General features: G+C 70.3%; 11 protein-coding genes. 4 read left to right on the forward strand and 7 right to left on the reverse strand.

The features are described from left to right. The first annotated feature begins 187 nt into the window (after positions 1–187). Positions 188–361, forward strand: coding sequence for a hypothetical protein (locus ACERZO_RS32655; RefSeq protein WP_372669190.1), 174 nt, complete (start codon positions 188–190; stop codon positions 359–361). A gap of 109 nt (positions 362–470) precedes the next feature. Here the strand turns inward: ACERZO_RS32655 and ACERZO_RS32660 are convergent, their stop codons facing one another. Then, positions 471–764 carry a hypothetical protein gene (locus tag ACERZO_RS32660; RefSeq protein WP_372669192.1) on the reverse strand — a complete coding sequence of 98 codons (294 nt, stop codon included), beginning with the start codon at positions 762–764 and terminating at the stop codon, positions 471–473. A gap of 14 nt (positions 765–778) precedes the next feature. Beyond that, the gene (gene wzt, locus ACERZO_RS32665; protein ID WP_372669194.1) at positions 779–1519 is read right to left on the reverse strand and encodes a galactan export ABC transporter ATP-binding subunit Wzt/RfbE; all 741 of its coding nucleotides are present in this window, start codon (positions 1517–1519) and stop codon (positions 779–781) included. A gap of 108 nt (positions 1520–1627) precedes the next feature. Here wzt and ACERZO_RS32670 point away from each other — a divergent pair, with 108 nt between their 5' ends. Both ACERZO_RS32670 and ACERZO_RS32675 read left to right on the forward strand, forming a co-directional pair. Next, positions 1628–2293, forward strand: a complete 666-nt coding sequence (locus ACERZO_RS32670; protein WP_372669196.1) for a TetR/AcrR family transcriptional regulator — start codon at positions 1628–1630, stop codon at positions 2291–2293. 237 nt (positions 2294–2530) lie between these two features. Further along, positions 2531–4276, forward strand: a complete 1746-nt coding sequence (locus ACERZO_RS32675; RefSeq protein WP_372669198.1) for an arabinofuranosyltransferase — start codon at positions 2531–2533, stop codon at positions 4274–4276. A gap of 25 nt (positions 4277–4301) precedes the next feature. On the opposite strand, the gene ACERZO_RS32680 is transcribed toward ACERZO_RS32675, so the two are convergent. The 4 genes from ACERZO_RS32680 to ACERZO_RS32695 all read right to left on the reverse strand — a co-directional run bounded on the left by ACERZO_RS32680 (position 4302) and on the right by ACERZO_RS32695 (position 14419). After that, positions 4302–9167: a DNA repair ATPase gene (locus ACERZO_RS32680; RefSeq protein ID WP_372669200.1), complete on the reverse strand. Its 4866-nt coding sequence runs from the start codon at positions 9165–9167 to the stop codon at positions 4302–4304. After that, the gene (locus ACERZO_RS32685; RefSeq protein ID WP_372669202.1) at positions 9164–11173 is read right to left on the reverse strand and encodes a flotillin family protein; all 2010 of its coding nucleotides are present in this window, start codon (positions 11171–11173) and stop codon (positions 9164–9166) included. Before ACERZO_RS32685 ends, ACERZO_RS32680 begins: the two co-directional genes overlap by 4 nt. Before the next feature lie 6 nt (positions 11174–11179). Continuing rightward, positions 11180–11749: a hypothetical protein gene (locus tag ACERZO_RS32690; RefSeq protein ID WP_372669204.1), complete on the reverse strand. Its 570-nt coding sequence runs from the start codon at positions 11747–11749 to the stop codon at positions 11180–11182. Between the two features lie 222 nt (positions 11750–11971). Then, positions 11972–14419, reverse strand: coding sequence for a glycoside hydrolase family 3 N-terminal domain-containing protein (locus tag ACERZO_RS32695; protein ID WP_372669206.1), 2448 nt, complete (start codon positions 14417–14419; stop codon positions 11972–11974). A gap of 187 nt (positions 14420–14606) precedes the next feature. Here ACERZO_RS32695 and ACERZO_RS32700 point away from each other — a divergent pair, with 187 nt between their 5' ends. Continuing rightward, positions 14607–15635 (forward strand): helix-turn-helix domain-containing protein, encoded by a 1029-nt coding sequence (locus ACERZO_RS32700; protein ID WP_372669207.1) that lies wholly within the window; start codon positions 14607–14609, stop codon positions 15633–15635. Here the strand turns inward: ACERZO_RS32700 and ACERZO_RS32705 are convergent. Continuing rightward, positions 15628–19281 (reverse strand): S8 family serine peptidase, encoded by a 3654-nt coding sequence (locus tag ACERZO_RS32705; protein ID WP_372669209.1) that lies wholly within the window; start codon positions 19279–19281, stop codon positions 15628–15630. The two genes, ACERZO_RS32700 and ACERZO_RS32705, sit on opposite strands and share 8 nt — an antisense overlap. Between the last annotated feature and the right edge of the window lie 119 nt (positions 19282–19400).

Below are 19400 nucleotides of genomic sequence, written 5' to 3' on the forward strand. Positions count from 1 at the left end.
GGCGCGACGTCGGCCGCGCGGTTCAGCACAGCGCCGGTGACCGAGACCCCGACCTGGCGCTCCGACTTCCCCAGCCGCCCGAGCCCCGGGGCGCGCCCTTCTCGGCTGGTCGGAAGGGTTTCTGCATTCCGGGTTCGATCTTCGGTGATCGGCTTGCGGCGTGATCTTGTGCTCCTGGTGGGCAGAAATGGAGCACCGCCCCAGCCCCGTCGGCGCGGTCTTCCGGCTGCTCCTGGGCCCGGCCTGCGGTCGACCCCACTGCTCGCGCAGTAGCGCGACCAGGAACGGCGGCAGCGCGATCGTCCGCGCCGAGGTCCGGGTCTTCGGCGGCCCGAGCCACCGCATCGACCCCGACTCGTGAGCCCAGCTGCCGACGCCACAATGACTTCCCACACCCCAACGAGAACGACGAATCGTCGTTCCGCACTCTCATGCGACGAACCGAGCTTGCTCATACACCGTGGCCAGAGCTACGCCGACAACGGACCGCGAACCAGAAACTGCCTGATGCCGTCCCTCGCCTCACGAGCGGACAGCGCGTCGTACTTCGCGAACCTCTCGACCAGATTCCGAAGCCGGTACCGAGCTCGCCTCGACGCCACCGATCCCGTCAGCTTCAATGCGGCGTCGACGGCCTGGGCGGCCACCACTGCGGCGGCGAGACCGACCCAGAACACGGGCCGGGGATTCGGCGTGACTTCGGCGATCGAGCCGGTGATGAGCATCCCCAGCCCGCCCGCGACGACCATCATCGCGCTGATCACCCCGATCCCGGCGGCTACACCCGGCACTTGTAGGTATCGATGACCTCGCGCAGCGAGCCGCTCATGCGGATCCGGCCTTCGTCCATCCAGATGGCCGTGGTGCACAGTTCGGCGAGCAGCTCGTCGGAATGCGAGGCGAACACCAGCACCCCGGAGCGTCGAGCGAGGTCCACCAGTCGCGAGCGAGCCTTGGCGAGGAATCCGGCGTCGATCGCGCCGAGGCCCTCGTCCAGGATGAGGATCTCGGGGTCGATGGTGGTCACCACGCCGAGCGCGAGCCGGACCCGCATGCCTGCCGAGTAGGTGCGCAACGGCAGGTGCAGGTAGTCGCCGAGCTCGGTGAACTCGGCGATGTCCTCGATCCGCTTCTCCATCTGTCTGCGGTTCATACCGAGGAACAGGCCCCGGATCAGGATGTTCTCCCGGCCCGAGACCTCGGGGTCCAGCCCGACGCCAAGATCGAACACCGGCGCGATCCGGCCGACGACCCGGCTGCTTCCCCGGGTCGGCTCGTAGATGCCGGACAGCAGCCGCAACAACGTCGACTTGCCGGCGCCGTTGTGCCCGACCAGGCCGACCCGGTCCCCTTCCGCCAGGGACAGCGTGATGTCCTGCAGCGCCTCGATGATCGGGACTTTCGCTTCGGTGCCGATCTTGCCGCCGACCTTGCCGAGGACCTGCTTCTTCATCGAGCGGGTCTTGGCGTCGAAGATCGGGAAGTCGACGTAGGCGTTCCGCACCTCGATACTCACCATGCTCGCGCCCCTCTCGGCGGTCGACTCCCGGCAGATGCGAATGCAAGTTATCATTCGCATCTCGGCGGGGTCCACCACCCCTCTTCGGCGGGAGGTAACGTGCGGCCGGTGAGCAAGCAGACCGACGAGCGAGGCTTCCACCCGCCTCAGCAGGCTCGCAGCCGGGCGTCCCTGCAGAAGGTGCTGACGGCCGCCGAGCACGTGCTGGCCCACCGTGGGATCGAAGAGTTCACCGTCGGCGCTGTCGCCGAGCAGGCGGAGCTGTCCGTGGGCGCGATCTACCGCCGGTTCTCCGGCAAGGAGCAGCTCCTGCACGCGGTAAAGGATCAACTGCTCAGGCAACTCGAAACCAACGTCGGCGAAGCACTCAGCGTGTCGGCACCTGGACTACGCGAGACCCTCAGCGCCTTCACCCACGCTCTGGCGCACACATTCGCCAGCCACGACCGGATCTTCTCGGAGCTGCTCGACGGCCAGCGCGCGGAAGGCCGCGAGCGCGGTTTGGAAGCACTTGCCGCAATTCAGGAAGCATTCGTCGACTCCAGTAGCCCCTACCTGCACGAGATCTCCCGCCACGACCAGGTCCAGGCCATCCGGATGGTTGCTCGAACGATCATCGGTGCGTGCGTGCACCGCGCAGCCACCTGCCGCTATTGGCCCGACAACCTGTCCTGGGAAGCGTGGGCCCTCGAGACGACCGAGTTGACATTCGGCTACCTCACTTCGTCTGCAAGAGCCGAAGCGACGCGTCCGGACCAACGCACGCCGCGGTGACCGCGCGCGATCGCGATCCAGTAGGCCCCGGTGGTCTCGGCCGGGCCCACCGCAGACCGGTTGATAGGCTGCGCACCGAGCGACGAGTGATCATCTGCTGATATCCGACCGGTGAGGCCGGCATCAGCGGAAGGCAGATCTCGCAGTCGCTAGGTCCGCTTCGCGATCCCCATGCAATGCGGGTGCCCAGGACGGCTCAACCAGGCATCACCCACCGGCATGAGGAGCGTTCCGCAGATGAGTACGGTCATCGACGACGCACCCGCCCCGGTGGGTGAGGCCCCTGAACCCGGCGCTCGCCGGGCCGCATGGGGCACCTGGCTCCTGCTTGGGCTCACCGTAGCCGTGTTCGCCGTGCTGGCCTGGAACCGGCGCTGGATGAGCGACGACGGCATGATCGTCCTGCGTACGGTCCGCCAGATCCTCGCCGGTAACGGACCCGTCTTCAACGCCGGCGAACGCGTCGAGTCCAACACCAGCACCCTGTGGACCTACCTGCTGGTCGCGTTCGGCTGGATCCCCGGCCTGCGCCTCGAATGGCTCGCCGTGATCCTCGGACTGCTCTGCTCCATCGGCGGTCTGCTCCTCGCACTCGACGGCACCCGGCGACTGGTCGGCGCCACGCGTCCCGCGCTCGTCGTCCCCGCCGGGGCGCTCGTGCTGATCGTGCTGCCGCCCTTCCTCGACTTCGCCACCTCGGGACTCGAGACCGGCCTGACCACCCTGTGGCTCGGCTCGACCTGGTGGCTGCTCGTCCGCCACGCCCGGCGGACACCCGCCTGCCCGGTCGCGGTCACCGCACTGGTCGTCGGGCTGGGCGTGCTGGTCCGGCCGGACCTGGCGCTGTTCAGCGTCGTCGCCGGCATCGGACTGCTGGTGCTGGAATGGCGAAGCTGGCGCCGCGCCCTGCTGTGGGTGGCTGCGGCCGCGGCTCTGCCGGTCGCCTATCAGGTCTTCCGGATGGGCTACTACGGCCTCATCACCCCCAACACCGCCCTGGTCAAGGAAGCCTCCGGCGCGTTGTGGAGCCGCGGCTGGGACTACCTGACCGACTTCGCCGGGCCCTACTACCTGTGGATCCCCCTCGTCCTCTGTCTCCTGCTCGGCGGCTTGCGCCTGCGGCGAACCCAGATCGACCGGGCGGTCGCCGTCGTCGTGGCGGTGCCCCTGCTCGGCGGTCTGGCTCTGGCGACCTACGTGGTCCGGGTCGGCGGGGACTTCATGCACGGCCGGATGCTGCTGCCCGCGCTGTTCTGCCTCCTGCTGCCCGTGCTGGCCGTGCGGCTGACCCGGGCGACCGCCGTCCCCGTCGTCGCGCTCGCGGTGTGGGCGGTGGTCGCCGGCGGGTGGCTGCGCACCGGCACCGACCTGACCGGGCTGGCGAACGGCACCGTCGACGTCGCCGACGAACGGGCCGCCTACGTCGCCGCCAGCCACCACGAACACCCGATCCTGGCCGAGGACTTCGACGAGTTCACCGCGATGGCCGGGCCCATCAACGCCATGCTCGCCACCGGGCAGGAACCAGCCGTGCTCGTCCAGAACAAGCAAGGCGTCTGGCACCGCTACCCCACCACCAACGGACGCACCGTCGTCCAGTTCTTCAACATCGGCGGCCCCGGCCTGCTCCTGCCCCTGGACGTCTGGGTCCACGACCCGATCGGGCTGGCCAACCCGACGGCCGCGCACTCCACCCCGTACCCGGAACGCCGGATCGGCCACAACAAGTACGCCGGCAGCGTCTGGGACATCGCCGAACTGAGCAACGAAAGCTCAACCGAACTGACCCGCTACGGCGACGTCGTGGACACCAGCATCGACGCGATCCGCGGCATCTTCGCCTGCTCGCCCGCTCGGGAAATGCTCGACTCCGTCCGGGCGCCGCTGACGCCCGATCGCTTCTGGCAGAACCTCATCCACGCCGTCGGACTCAGCAGCCTGCGCTATGACCACGACCCCCGCCAGGCCTACCGCTGCAACTGAGATCCCGGGGCGGAGGACTTCGCGATCAAGCCTCCTCTCGCGTCAACTGCAGTGCCGCGCGTCCGATGGCCGTCTCGATCGCGCCCACCCGGTCGGCCAGTAAGCCCACCGCGCCGACCGCTCGGCTCAGCGGGTCCTCGCCGTCCCCTCCCAGTGCCTGTTCTCGCAGGTACGCCGCCTTGACCTCCGCCCACCGCTGAGCCTGCGAAGGGGACAGCCGTCCCCGCAGCTCGGCCAGCTTCAGCAAGTTGGCCTCGGCTCCGGAGGTCAGCGTCTGCGCCTCGCCGGCGTAGTGGTCGTCGATCAAGGCCTCCAGCTCCGCGTCGTTCATCGCCGGCACTATCCGCTCGGCGAGCTTGTTCATGTTCCGGTACGAACCCTGCAGCTGGAACGGCGGTTCCGTGCGCGAAGCGTCCGCCTGCGCCGCCGAGGCGATGTAGGCCTGGTTGTTCGCCAGCACCGTCCGCTGGACCCGCACCAGCTTCCGGAGCACCGCGAGGACCTGCTCCAGCTCCGTCGCCGAATACGCGTGCGAAAGCTGGTCGGCGCGCGCGGAACCGTCGCCGCGGGCCATCCGCACCAGGATGTCCACATCGGACCGTTCGCGGGACACCAGTGGCGCCAGGACGGCGTTCGACGTCAACGCGTTCTCGACGTAGCTCAGCGCGAAGAGCTCTTCCTTGCCGGACAGCACGTCGCCGAGGTTCCACACGTCCGCGCGGTTGGCGAGCATGTCGGGGATGCGGAACCGCTTGCCCTGCTCGGTGTACGGGTTGCCGGCCATGCACACCGCGAACCGCTTGCCGCGCAGGTCGTACGTCCGCGTGCGGCCCTCCCACACGCCTTCCATCCGCCGCTGCGCGTCGCACAGCGAGATGAACTTCTGCAGCAGCTCCGGTGACGCGTGCTGGATGTCGTCGAGGTACAGCAGCACGTTGTTGCCCTGCTCCAGCGCGAACGAGATCTTCTCGACCTCCTGCCGCGCGGTCGCGTTCGGCGCGTCGGCCGGGTCGACCGACGTGACGTCGTGGCCCAGCGCCGGCCCGTTGACCTTCACGAAGACCAGCCCGAGACGGCTGGCGACGTACTCCATCAGCGTCGTCTTGCCGTACCCCGGCGGTGAGATGAGCAGCAGCAGCCCGGACTGGTCGGTGCGCTTGGCGTCCCCGGCCGCGCCGAGCTGCTTGGCCAGGTTGTCGCCGATCAGCGGCAGGTAGACCTCGTCGAGCAGCCGGTTGCGCACGAAGGCGCTCATCACCTTCGGCTGGTATTCTGCCAGCCGGAGCCGGTCGCGTTCGGCCGCGACCAGGTCGTTGCGCAGCCGCTGGTACGCGCGGAAACCCGGCACGCGGTCGCGACGGAAGCGGTGCGTCCTGGCGAGCGTCTCGTCGAGCCGCACCGTCACCGACCGCCCGGTGAGCCGCGGGTGCGCGCCGAGCAGACCGTCCACAGTGGCCGTCAGCGTCGCCGACGAGTCGTACCGCGGCAGGTCGCACAGCTCGATCGCGACGGCTTCGGGCAGCTCGTCGGCCGGCAGCCCGACCGAGTCCACAAAGGACCGAAGCCAGGCGTCGGCGAGCTGGTACCGGTCCGCCAGGTCGTCGAGCGCACCCAGGTCTTCGGCGAAGCTCCGCCGGTCCAGCCGGAACTTGTCCAGCACCGCCCGCGCGCCACCGCTGGTGACGAACCCGGCCGGGGCGACGGCCAGCTCTTCGACCAGGTACTCCCCGGCGAACTCGGTGTCGAGCAGGAGCCCGTCGGTGAACGCCGTGATCGCGTCCCCCAGTTCCCGCGCCAGCTCGTCGATCGCCCGGGTGGGGCCGAACGCCTCCCGCACCCGCGCGAGCGATGCGGCCCGCGTAGTCCAGGTAGCGCGCGCCCGCTCGTCCGCGCCGAACGCCCAGAACAACTGGGCCGCCGCCCGGGCCGCGGGCGGGTAACGCAGGAGCCCCGCGGCCGACCGCAGCCGCAGCAGGGCGCCCAGGATCGCGGCGGCGTCGTGGTCGTGGACCCCGCGCGCGTACCCCTCGTCGTACCGCTCCCCCGCCACGCTCCGGACGACTTCCAGGAGGTCGGCTTCGACCAGCTCGGCCACCGGCCGTTCGGCGAGGATCGACGTCGCGAGGTACTCGGCCCGGTAGACCTCCGGCGACTCCGAGACCAGCAGCTGCTCCCAGTACGGCCGCGTCGCCTCGAACGCGGCGTCCCGCACCGGCGTCCGGTAGTCGGTGCCGGTGATCGCGAACTTCATCGTGCCGTCGTGCGGCACCAGCGTCAGGTCGACGTCCTGGGTGTTGACGGCGAAGGTGTGCCGGCCGAGGCGGATCGTCTCGCCGCCCTCGCCGTACAGGTCCAGCCGGTCGCGCAGGGCCCGGCCGGCCTCCTGGCGAGCGGCTTTCACCCGGCCTTCCAGCTCCTCGGCCCGCACCTGGTCGCCGAGGGCCCGCAGGTCCTCGACGACGGTGCGGAGCTTCGAGACCATCGGGTCGGCCGCGAAGTAGGTGTTGATCTCCTCCGCCGAGCCGAGCGAACCGACCCGGCGCGTCACGCTGCCAAGGATCCGGTCGGCGGAAGAAACCAGCCGGTCCGCCCGCCGCGCCCGCTCGTCGAGCAGCGCCTGCTTGCGCGAGGAGAACGCCTCGTAGACGTCGGTGCGCTTCTCCCCGAGCGCGGTCAGGAAGTCGTCGAACTCCCCGAACCGCGATTCGAGGTTCTCCAGCTGCAGCAGCAGCCGGCCCAGCTGCTCGTCGCAGCGCTCCGGGGTGTCCGCGACCGCGAGCCCGCCCGCGATGGCCTGCGCCAGCAGCGCGAACTCGGCCGCGAACTCCGCCCGTCCCTCGGTCTCCAGGAGCTCCTTGCGGCGCGCTTCCAGGGTGGCCCGCGCACGGTTGACGGCGCCGATCACCTCGCCGACGCGCTCGAGGATCTTGGTCCGGACGACGGCGTCGGCGATGTCCAGCCCGCCCACGACGTCGGTGAGGACCTCCAGGCCGGCGGACTGCTCGTCAAGCCGCTCGGCGACCGGGCCGGCCTCGGCGACCGTCCTGATCGCGCCCGCCGCCGCGATGAGCCCGTCCACTTCGGCGTGGTAGCCGGTGAACGCCTCCTCGCCCTGCAGGAACCGCACGGCTCGCTGCGCGGCCTCGGAGAACTCGGTGTCCAGGTCCGCGATCAGCGTGTCCACGCGGGCGGTGTCGGCGTACCGCAGCTCCCGCACGGTGACCAGGCGCCCGCGCGCCCGGTGCATCTCGGCCAGGCGCCGCACCCACGCGTCCGCCGCGTTGAGCGCCTCGCCCCGCACCCGCCGCACGAGCGACGCCGTATCGGCCGCCGCGGTGTCGACGGCCTCGGCCGCCTGCGCCGTGAGCGAGGTGACCGTTTCGAACTCGTCCAGCACCTGCTCGGCGGTGACGCGGACGTCGGACAGCGGCGAGCGCAGGTCACCCAGCTCGGTCTCGCCGAGCCAGTGGTAGTGGTCGAAGACGCGCGCGCACGCGGCGATCAGCGCCTCGAACACCGCCGCCGACGGCGCCATCTCCCCGATCATCCTGGTGATCGACAGGCAGTCCGAGATCCCGCGGACGAGGTCGGCGTTCCCGACCCGCTCCAGCGGCCCGGTGCCGGCCGGCTGTGACGCGGCGTAGGTGTCCGACTGGAACGGCGTCCGCCACACCTGCATCGGGTGCACCCGGCTCGGCTCGTCGGACAGCGCGCGGAACAGGATCATCGTGCCGTCGTCGAACAACGAGTACCCGTGGCACGGGATCGGGTTGGCGACTTCCTTGCGGATCACGTTGTACGGCAGCAGGAGCGAGCGCCCCTCGGCCCGCGCGTGGAAGACGTACAGCACGTCTTCGCCGTTGGGCGAGCGGATCACGCGCTCGAACTCGAGACCGTCCACAGTGGTGTCGAACGTCTTGCTGACGCCCGTGTCGAGGTAGTAGCCGCCGGGGAAGATGATGCCGTGGTCCTCGGGGAGCCGCTGGCAGGCCTGGCCGATGCCGTCGAGCCGCACGACGTCCTGGGTGCGCGTGTTGAACACCAGGTAGCGGTAGGTGGTTTCCTTGTACGGCAGCATGCGCAGCAGGATCAGCGGGCCGATCCGGGCGTAGGAGACCTCGGCGTCGGCGAGGCTCTGCAACGGCTCGTCCACCGGCTCGGCGTACACGCCGGCGCCGGTCTCGGTGTTGTTCTCGACCTTGACCGTCAGGTTGCCGCCGACGGTTTCGACGAAGACCTCGTTCTCGATCGAGATGTGCGGGTGCCGGCCCAGGACGTGGTCCTCGCGGGTCGTCTCGATCCACTCGAAGTCGTGCGACGGCGGGAAGACGTGGTCGCGCTCGCCCCGGCTGTCCAGGTAGGACACGCTGCCGTCGGCCGCGACGGCCCAGCGCAGCACCCGGATGTCCTCGGTGCGCGGGCCGATCTGGAACACCGCGAGCAGCTTCCCGTCCAGCCGGCGCAGCTGCAGCAGCTTCGCCTGCCGGTAGTACCGGTACAGCTCGCCGAAGTCCCGCCCGAACTGCTCGTCACGCAGCAGTTCGGGCAGCTCGTCGGCGCTGACGTCGTCGAAGCGGAACGCGTCTTCGTCACGGCTGAAGCGCTGCAACGAGAAGACGTCGTCGATCGCCGTCTCCGGCTTGAGCCCGATGAAGACGTTGTAGCCGAACAACATCCGCCCGTCGACCGCGACGATGTCCCGCGGCACGCAGTTGTTGGCGGTGCGGATGCGTTCGGTGCCGACCAGCGCGAGCTGCGCGCTGCCGAAGACCTCCAGCCGCCGAGCGTTGAGCTCGTCCGCGCGCTTCGCCAGCTCGGCGGCCTGGGCGGCCAGCCGGACGCGGAGCACCTCATACGTGCCCGCGTCCAGCTCCGTTGCGGCCGCCGTCACTGCTTCGCGGCGACGACGGTGGCGACCGACGTCTCGGCGAGGCCGAGCTTCTGCGCCGTGGTCATCAGCTCACGGAGCTTGTCGCTGTCCGGCCCGCCGGCCTGCAGCTGCTTGGCCAGGAAGGCCGACAGCGTCAGGTTTTTCACGTCTTCCGTGCTGACCGCGCCGATCAGCTTGGCGAGGTCGTCGGTGAAGCTGGCCGACCCGTCGAGGTAGGGCCGCGCGAGCGACTGGACGACGTCGGAGTGCTCGACGAAGCCGTCCACGCTCTTGCCGAGGCCGATCGAGCCGACCACCCGGTCGAAGAACATGGTCTCGCCGCCGACGATGTCGATGTCGGCCTTCTCCAGGCCGGCGCTGAGCACGACCGCCTGCGCTTCGGCGACGTCACGCTGCACGTCGAGCGCGGCCAGCCGGATCTCCTTCTCCGCGTCCAGCCGCAGCCGGTACTCCTCGTGCTCCCGGCTCGCGCTGTCGAGCGCGGCCAGCGCGGCGGCCTTCTCGGTGAGGCCCTCGGCCTCGCCCTTCAGCTTGTCGCGCAACGCTTCGGCGACCACGACGGCCTTCTCGCGCTCGACGATCGCCTCGGCGCGGCCGACCTTCTCCAGTGCGACGGCGTCGCGCTCCCGCACCTGCGCGGCGGCGAGCCCGGCGGCGGCCTCCTCGGCCTGGATGCCTTCGGCGAGCCGGATCTTCGCTCGCGTCTCCAGTTCGGCGGCCTGCTGGCGCGCCTCGGCCAGCGTCAGCTCCTCACGGGCCTTGAACTTGGCGGCCTGCTCCGCGGCCTCGGCGGCCTTGATGCCCTTGACCAGGTTCTCCTGGGCTTCGGCCTCGGCGCGGATGACGACCGCCTCGCGGTCGCGCTGGGCCTCTTCGACCACGCGCAGCTTCTTGATGTTCTCTTCCTGCTCGGCGACGGTCTTTTCGACGGCGATCCGCTCGCGGATCACCTCGGCGATCGACCGCTTTTCCGTTTCGAGTTCCTTGTCCTTGGAAATCCGGGACAGCTCGGTCTCCCGCTCGCGGCCGATCACCTCGAGCAGGCGGTCCTTTTCGATCCGCTCGGACTCGATGGCGATCACGCGTTCGCGGTTCTTGCCGGCGACCTCGATTTCGCGCTGCTGGTTCTGCTGCTGGATGCCGAGCTGCTCGTCGGTGCGCAGCTGCGCGGCCTGCGACTTGAGCCGCTCCTCGGCCTGCACCTTCGCGATCTCGGCTTCTTCGCGCGCCCGCATGGTCTCGACTTCGCGACGCTGCTTGATTTCCGCGTCGGCCTGGCGCCGCTCGAGTTCGAGGATCGCCTCACGCGCGTCGACGTTCTGGCGCGTGATCTCCTTCTCTTCGTGGCGGCGGAATTCGTTGGTGCGCACGTGCTCGATCGCCGTCAGCTCGGTGATCTTCCGGATGCCCTGCGCGTCCAGGATGTTGGCCGAATCGAGCGACGCCATCGGGGTCTGCTCGAGGTAGTCGATCGCCGCGTCTTCCAGGCTGTAGCCGTTGAGGTCGGTGCCGATGACGCGGATGATCTGGTCGCGGAACTCGTTGCGCTTGGTGTAGAGGTCGACGAAGTCCAGCTGCTTGCCGACGGTCTTCAGCGCCTCGGAGAACTTCGCGTTGAACAGTTCCTGCAGCGTTCCCTCGTCACTCGCGCGTTCGGTGCCGATCGCCTGCGCGACCTTCACGACGTCCTCGACCGTTTTGTTGACCCGCACGAAGAACGAGATCCGGATGTCGGCGCGGATGTTGTCGCGGCAGATCAGGCCTTCCCGGCCGGTGCGCTCGATGTCGATCGTCTTCACCGAGATGTCCATGACCTCGGACTTGTGCAGCACGGGCAGCACCACGGCACCGGTGAAGGTGACGTCGACCTTGCGCACCTTGGAGATGATCAGCGCTTTCCCCTGCGGCACCTTGCGGAACAGCCGGCTCACGACGAACAGCAGCACCAGGACGATCAGGACCACGACGGCGATCAACACGCCGGCCCCCAGGCCGATGGCATCCATTCCAGTTCAGTCCTTTTCTGCTTCGAGTTCCATCGGGCTGACCCAGAAGAACTCACCCGCGGAGTCGTAGTCGTAGAGGACAACGCGGCTGCCCACGCCGAGGTTGCCTTCGCCCGCCAGTCGAATTTGGATGATCGCCGACGAGCCGTCGGCAGCGGTGGCTTCGGCCTGCCCGAAGTCCTCGGTGACACTCGACGTCCGCACGACGGCGACCCGGCCGACGAAGTCCTGCCGCGTCGGTTCGGCCCCGGCGAACACGCGGCGCAACGGCACGATGACCAACCGGGTGCCGAGCGCCCCGAGCACGAGCGCGCCGGCCAGGACGCCGAAGCCGAGCAGAACCCGCAGGGGCGCGCCTTCGATGAGGACCGTCCCGACGAGGCTGAGGAACCAGCTGAACGCGACGAGCAGCGACAGTGAGATGGACAGCGGGACCCCGCCGAAGAACCCGATGTCACCGTCTTCGACGTCGAGGACGCCGAGCAGGGCCAGCCCCCAGTAGCCGATCACGACGACCAGCAGGAAGCTGAAGAGCACGGCCGGAAATGCCAAAGCCGCGGAGACGAACCCGCTCATCGTTTCCTTCCCCCCAAGGACGAGCCCGGCAGTGCGGGGCCCTGGCCAGCGACTATAACCGGCGCGCGAGGGGGCGGATGAACATTTCGGACACGAAGCGGTCACGCACGAGCCGGCTCGATCGGTACCTGCGGTGACAGTTCGCTCACGAGTGGTCACGTTTCGGGACTGGGCCGGTATCGCGGGGCGACGCGGCGGCGTCGCCCCGCGACCGGCACCGTGCTAGCGGATCACGAACGGCGCCGACACGTCCACCGCGTACGGTGTCGTGCTGTTCTTGTTCAGCTGCAGCACATAGCTGCCCGGAACCACGACGGGCGGCCCGGACCCGTTGATGTCGCCGGCGCTTTCGGCCAGCGCCGCCGCCGGGAAGGACACCCGCACGACCTGGGACCGGCCCGGGTCGAGCGTCACCCGCGCGAAGCCGACCAGCCGTTGCGGCGGGACGACCACCGGGCTCACCGGCTGGGCCACGTACACCGGCACGATGTCGGTGCCGGCGCGGGTTCCGGTGTTGGTGACGGTGAACGTCGCGGTGGCCGTGCCGCCCCGCGCGACCTTCGGCGTCACCGCCAGGTTCGTGTGGGTGAACGTCGTGTACGACAGGCCGTACCCGAACGGGAACTGCGGGTTGTAGGCGTTGCCCGCACCGGACGCGGTGCTGGGCAGCTGGTCGAAGAACTTCGGCTGGTCCCCCAGCGGCGACGGGGCCGTGCCGGCGAAGTCGGCGCCGACCGCCGGTGCGTCGGACGGCCAGCTGATCGGCAGCTTGCCCGCCGGGTTCGTCCTGCCGAACAACACATCCGCCACCGCCGTGCCGGCTTCCGTGCTGCCCTGGTAGGCCATCAGCACCGCGTTCGCCTTCCCGGCCGGGCCCAGCCCGACCGGCCGGCCGGCGACGACCACGACGATCACCGGCTTGCCGGTCGCCTCCAGTGCCGAGATGAGGGCCTGCTGGTCGGGCGCCAGCGCCGGAGCCGGGTTGTCGCCCAGCCCTTCCGCGTAGGCCTTCTCCCCCACGACCGCCACGTAGGCGCTGGTGTCCGCCGCGGCCGCGACGGCGCTCGCCTGATCCGGCGCGTAGACCGCCGCCGGGTTCGCGGCCCGGATGCCGTTCAGCACGGTGGTGCCCGGCGGGATCTGGTTGTCGGGGCCCATGCAGCACACGTGCCCGGCACCCGCCACGCCCTGCCAGCTCACGCTCCAGCCGCCGAGCTGGTTGGTCATCGAGTCCGCGCTCGGCCCGGTCACCACGACCTTCGCGCCGGCCGGCAACGGCAGCGCGTTGTTCTCGTTGCGCAGCAGGGTGATCGACTCCCGCGCGGCCTTCAGCGTCTGGTCGCGGCCCGCGGTGACGGCAGCGTTCGCAGCGTTCGCGTCGACGCACGGTTTCGCCGGGTCGGCCACGCACGGCTGGTCGAACAGGCCGAGCTGGAACTTCAGCGTGAGGATGCGGCGCACGGCCTGGTCGATCCGCGCGGGCGAGATCTTGCCCGTGTTCACCGCCTGCAGGATCGCGGCCTGCCACCCGGCCGCGTCGGAGACCTGCATGCTCATGTCGACGCCCGCGTTCACGGCGGCGGCGATGGCACCCGGGAGGTCCGCCGCGATGTGGTAGGCGGTCTGCAACGCGGTGACGTCCTGGTAGTCGCTGATCACGACCCCCTGGAAGTGCAGCTGGTCGCGCAGGACGTCGGTCAGCAGGTAGCGCGAAGCGGTGGCGGGAACGCCGTTGATCGAACCGGAGTTGACCATCACCGTCCCGGCGCCCGCGTCGATCCCGGCCGCGTACGGCGGCAGGATCGTCGTCTGGAGGTAGTTCATGGGGAGCAGCGCTTCGGCCCGGTCGTGGCCGTTGACCGACTGCGAGTAGCCGGCGAAGTGCTTGACCGTCGCGCTGACGTTCAGCTCACCGCGCTTGCCGGGCGTCTGCATGCCCTTGATGTTCGCGGCGCCCATCGCGGCCGACAGGACCGGTTGCTCGGCCCACGTCTCGTAGGTGCGGCCCCATCGGTTGTCGCGCGCGATGTCCTGGACCGGGGCGAAGTTCCACGTCCAGCCGGTGGCGCGCAGGGCGTCCGCGGTCGCCTTGCCCCCGGCCTGGGCGAGCGCGGGGTCCCAGGTGGCCCCCATGCCGATGGACTGAGGGAACAGCGGCGCCTGCCACGGGTGGCCGAAGCCGTGCACCGCGTCGATGCCGAACACCACCGGGAGGTGCAGGCGGGAGTTCTTGATCGCGAACTGCTGGATGGTGTTGTACTCGGTGGCCCAGTCGTAACCGGTGTTGCCCACTCCACCTTTGCCCGTGGTGTCGATCGGATTTTCGGTACCACCCGCCAGGATCGAGCCGACGTGGGAGTCGACCAGGATCTTTCGCATGCATTCGGGGTTGGGCAGGTTGAACCCGTTGTTCCCGCAGGTCGTGCTGTTCGCGTCGGTCAGCGTGGTGACCAGCTGCTGGTCCATCTGGCCGACCTTCTCGGGCAGCGTCATCGCGTGCAGCAGCGCCTCCACCCTCGCCGGCACCGGGCGATGGGCGTCCAGCCAGGGTGCGGCGCCCGGGTCGATGGCGGCGCTGCTGCTGGCGGTGAACGCGGAAACCGCGAGGGAGACCGCCGCCGCGAGCACCGTGACGGTGGCGCGGGTACTGCGTCTGTGGTTGCGGAACACCTGACCTCCTTCAGCCGTGGTCGGCACGGACCGGCCGCGTGGATGCGAGCGCACCGTAGGCACCTTCCGCCGGGCTGTAAAGCGCCGAACGGCGGCCGAGCGCGGTCCGGCCCGCACCCGCGTTGTACGTTGTCGACGAGCCGTCAACGCCGATGGGAACCGCCGGCCGCGTGGCTAGGAGGCAGTGGTGCTGGAAGCGCTGGGCATGACTCCCGAGGAAGAACGGGTCTACCGCGTGGTCGTCGGCGGGTACCGGATCGCGCCCGGCGAGATCGCCGGCCGGATCGGCGTGGGCCGCGGCGAGGTGGAGCCGATCCTGGAGGCCCTGCTGGCGAAGGGGCTCGTCAGCAGGATCGACGGGCACTACGTGTCCGCGCCACCGGACGTCTCCCTCGGCCCGCTGCTGGTGCACGGTCAGGAGAAGCTGGAGGCCGCCAGGGCCGCGGTGTCCCAGCTCGCCGAGGAGTACCGCGGCAGCGTGCGGCGGCGTGACTCCGCGCAGCTCGTCGAGGTCATCACCGGGGTGGACGCGATCCGGCGGCAGGCCCTCGCCATCCAGCGCGGCGCCCGCGAAGAGTCGCTGTGGTTCTGCCTGGAGGGCAACGTCGCGATGGCGGCGTCGGAGAACGTCGAGGAGGCGCTGGCGCAGGCCCGCGGCGTGCAGTACCGCGTGATCTACGAGACCGGCCTGCTCGAAGAACCCGGCCGGATCGTCAACGTCCTGGAGGGGATCGAGGGCGGCGAGATCGCCCGCTCGATCTCGAAACTGCCGGTGCGCCTGGCCATCTCCGACCGCAGGGTGGCGCTGTGCCCGCTGGTCAGCCACGACAGCACGGGCGAGCCGACCGCCGCGCTCGTCCGGGAGAGCAGCCTGCTGTCGGCGTTGGTCGCGCTGTTCGAGGTCTACTGGGAACGCGCGTCGCCGCTGCGGATCGGCGACACCGCGCCCACCGCCCACCTCGACCCCGACGAGCGGCGGCTGTTGTCCCTGCTCATCGGCGGGGTCAGTGACAAGTCGATCGCGACCCAGCTCAACGTCAGCTACCGGACCGTCCAGCGGCGCCTGCAGGACCTCATGCGCCGGGTCAACGTCCACACTCGGATGCAGCTGGCCTGGCAGGCCAGCAAGCTCGGCTGGCTGGACGAGCCGAGCCCCGGGCACCTCCTGCCGCGTGACGGCGGGAGGCACCCGGAGCCCCTGGGCGACGCTATTTGAGCCCGTACGCCCGCAGCACCGTCTGGTCGACGGCGTTGCCCGCGCTGTCGGTGGCCCGCACCCGCAACGCGACGTAGGAGTTCGTCGCGCCGAGCGACGGGTGGTCGATCGTGGCCGCGTACGACTTCCCGGTGCGCCTGACGTCGACGGCGCGCCAGGTCTTTCCGTCGTCGTAGGACGCCCAGGCCTGCACCGACCGCACGTCCGGCGCGGCCATCCCGTCCTGGAACCGGGCGGTCAGGCCGATCTCGGCCCGGCGGCCGGCCGGGAGCCGGTTGCCGGCGTCCGCGCCGACCGCGTAGTCCAGCTGCAGCAACGGAAGCAGCGCCGGTGCCGCCGACCGTGCCGAGCGGAACGTCCACGACGTCTGCGTGCTGGTGCCGAACAGCCACTCCGGCGAATCCCGCCGCACCGACAGGTCGAGCCGGTAGGTCGCCGGGTCCGCGCCGGCGGGGAAGGTGCCGAACGCGTACGGCTGTTCCGACACGAGCTTGCCGTCGCGGAACAGTTTCGCCGACGTCGTGGCCGGCCCGGCCTGGTCGTCGCCTTCGTTGAAGCCGTAGTGCCCGGCCTGGCTGTCGACGAACTCCGGGATGCGGATCTGCAGCTTGTCCCCTTCGCGGGTCGAGTCCAGGCCCGGCACGCCCCGCGGGATGGCGGGCCGCACGACCGGCGCGAACCAGTCTTCGGTGATGTTCTCCTTGCCCGTGTAGGTGCGCGGCGCCGCGGTCATGCCGCCCTGGAGCGGGGACATCTCGTCCCAGATCAGCCCGTGCTTGACCCGGTGCTGCCACAGGGTGTCCCCGGCGCTGACGTACTCCTGCCGGGTCGAGGGCGTCGTCACGTACCGCTGGTATTCGTTCACGGCGAAGTCCTGCCACGGCTTCCACGCGAACCGCTGTTCCTTGGCCTCACCGCCGCTGCCGGTCTGGCGGTAGTGGGTGGTGACGGTCGCGGTGTTCGCCGCGGTGACCTGGTGGACGGGCTTCTCCGGGATCCGGTCGTGCTCGGTCTGCACCACGTCGTAGAGGTACGGGCTGACCGCGGTTCCGTGCAGGCTCAGGAAAGCCGGGAAGCGCTTGATCCTGTCCAGCAGCGCGAGCCCTTCGTCCCGGTCGAGCTGGACGGTCGGGATGGTCAGGAACGGCGCCGCGCTGATCGAGGGCACCGAGGCGGCGCCCCAGCCGTCGGGCACGACGATGAAGACGATCGCCGCCCCGGCGGCCGCGGCGGCACGGGACACCTCGTCGCGGTTGTAGTCGGCCGGGTCCGGGTCGACGATCGCGGCCTTCCCGCGGACGTCCTTGAAGTCCGCCGGTTTGCCCCGTCCGGCGGCTACGGCCTGCAGCAGCCGCCACCCGTCCAGCTTGGGCGACCCGGCCAGGTAGCGGTTCGTGAGCGAAGCGCGGCCGCCCAGGACGTTCACCGTCAACGGCGGCGCGATCCTCGACCAGCGGGAGCCGAACTCGAAGGCCCCGGTCGTCACCTTCGGCGTCGGGGTGACCCGGAGCTCGCGGGTGTAGTCGAACTGCATGGCGTAGTTCGCGATCTTGCGCGAGCCGAGCTCCCGGTACGTGTAGTAGCTCCAGATCCCGGCCTGTTCGGACGGCTGCGGGGTCTGGATGTCCACCTTCACCGCCTTGCGGGCGTCCAGCACGACAGTCGTGTCGCCGCTGATCCGCAGCTCCGGCAGGACGACCTGGGAGACGGTGAGGCCGTCCCGGGTCCCGTCGACCTCGGCGGTCAGGTAGTACACGCCCGCGCCGAGCTCGACCGTGAGGCTGCCGCCGCCCAGCCAGGTGTTGACGTCGAAGCGGTAGTCCTCGCCGTACATCAGCAGCCAGGGCGCTACGGCCGGCTTGCCCTGCAGGTCGAGCGCGGTGAGGGTGACCTTGTGCTTGGGCGCGGTTTTGTCCGCGCCGAGCGCGGTGTGCACGACCACTCCGTTCGCGGTCGCGGTGAGCCGGCCGCTGTAGGTGCCCGGCGCCAGTTTCGCCGGGTCGCCGGTGATCGTGACGGTCGCCCGGCCACCGGCCGGAACGTCCACAGTGGACTTTTCGAGCCGGATGCCGTCCGCGGCGGGGACACCGGCGAGGGACTTCGCGTCGAGCGAGAGCTTCAGCGAGACCGGTGTGGTGCCGACGTTGGTGTAAGTGACCTCTTTGGACACCGGCGCCCTGCCGTCCTCGACCGCGCCGAGGTCGAGCGTGCCGGTGGCGAAGACCTGCTGCTTCACCGCGTGGGCCACGTCGACCCGGCCGCCGCCCTGCTCGAACACCGAGAGTCCGCTCGCGGTCCGGGAAGTACTGGCCAGCGCGTCCTTGAGCCGGCTGCCCGGCCAGTCGGGGTGCTGCTGGGCGAGGATCGCCACCGCACCCGCGACGTGCGGCGTCGCCATCGAGGTGCCGGAAGCGGCGGTGTAGTGGTCGTCGACGACGTCGCCCATGGCGGTCCCCGCGGCGCGCGCGGCGACGATGCCGACGCCGGGCGCGGTGATGTCGGGCTTGACCGCGTTGTCGCCCAGGCGCGGACCACGGCTGGAGAACGACGCCAGGCTCTCGTCACGGCCGACGGCGCCGACGGTCAGCGCGGCTTCGGCGGTGCCCGGCGAACCGACCGTGTACGCGCCCTGTTCGCCGTCGTTGCCGGCGGCCACCACGAAGAGCGTGCCGGTCTGCTCGCTGAGCGCGTCGAGACCGACGCTGAGTGCGTCGGTGCCATCGGTCGGGCCGCCGCCGAGGCTCATGTTGACCGCCTTGGCACCCGAGTGCGCCGCCCACTCCATCCCGGCGAGGACCCAGGACTCGTAGCCGAAGCCGTCGTCGTCGAGCACCTTGCCGACGAGCAGTTTCGCGCCCGGCGCGACACCCTTGAGCCGGCCGCCCGAGGCGGCGCCGGAGCCCGCGATCGTCGAGGCGACGTGCGTGCCGTGGCCGAAGTGGTCGGTCGTGTCGGGGCTGGTCGTGAAGTTGACCGCCTCGCTGACGCGACCGGCCAGGTCGGGGTGGGCAGGGTCGTAGCCGGTGTCGAGCACGGCGACCGTGGTGCCGGTGCCGTCGTAGCCCGCGGCCCACGCCTCGGGGGCGCCGATCTGCGGGACGCTGCGATCGAGGGAGACGCGGACCTTGCGGTCCAGGGAGATCCGCTCGATCGCGGTGCCCGCACTCGATGTCCAGAACGCGGCGGCGGTCGCCTTGCCGGCCCGCGCGGAACGGCCGTTGACGCTGGTCAGCGTCGCGCCCAGGTCGGCGGCCGCCACCGGGGCCGCGCGGAGGTCCGTGCCCTTGCGGTAGGTGAGGATCAGCGGCAGCGTCGCCGACTGCTCGTCGGCGTACCCCTCGGCGATCAGCTCGGTGACGTCGAAGAGGGTCCGGTCGACCTGCTTCGAGCCCAGCCGCGGGGTGACGTCCTCGGGGAAGACGCTGAGGTGGCCGTCGACCTCCTGCTGGTGGAACCGGATCTTTTCCCGGCCCGGCCCGGGCCGGACGGTGGCGGCCTGCTTGCCGCCGGGCTGCCGTTCGACCTGGACGACGTCCCCGGTGAGCAGGGTGACCGAATGCCGTTCGACGCCCGCGGACGACGGTGTCCCCGGCCGGCCGGGGGCCGCGTCCGCGACTCCGGCGGTGCCCGCGACCAGGGTGCTCACGCAGGCGATGACCAGAACAGATGATCTCCAGTGCATCGCACCAGGCTCGCGCCGCCACCCCCATCCGTCACTAGGTCGGACGCGTCCGAATCACGACACGTCGCATCTTCGTCAGCGGC

The sequence above is a fragment of the Amycolatopsis kentuckyensis genome, from assembly GCF_041679295.1.
Classification (GTDB): domain Bacteria; phylum Actinomycetota; class Actinomycetes; order Mycobacteriales; family Pseudonocardiaceae; genus Amycolatopsis; species Amycolatopsis kentuckyensis_A.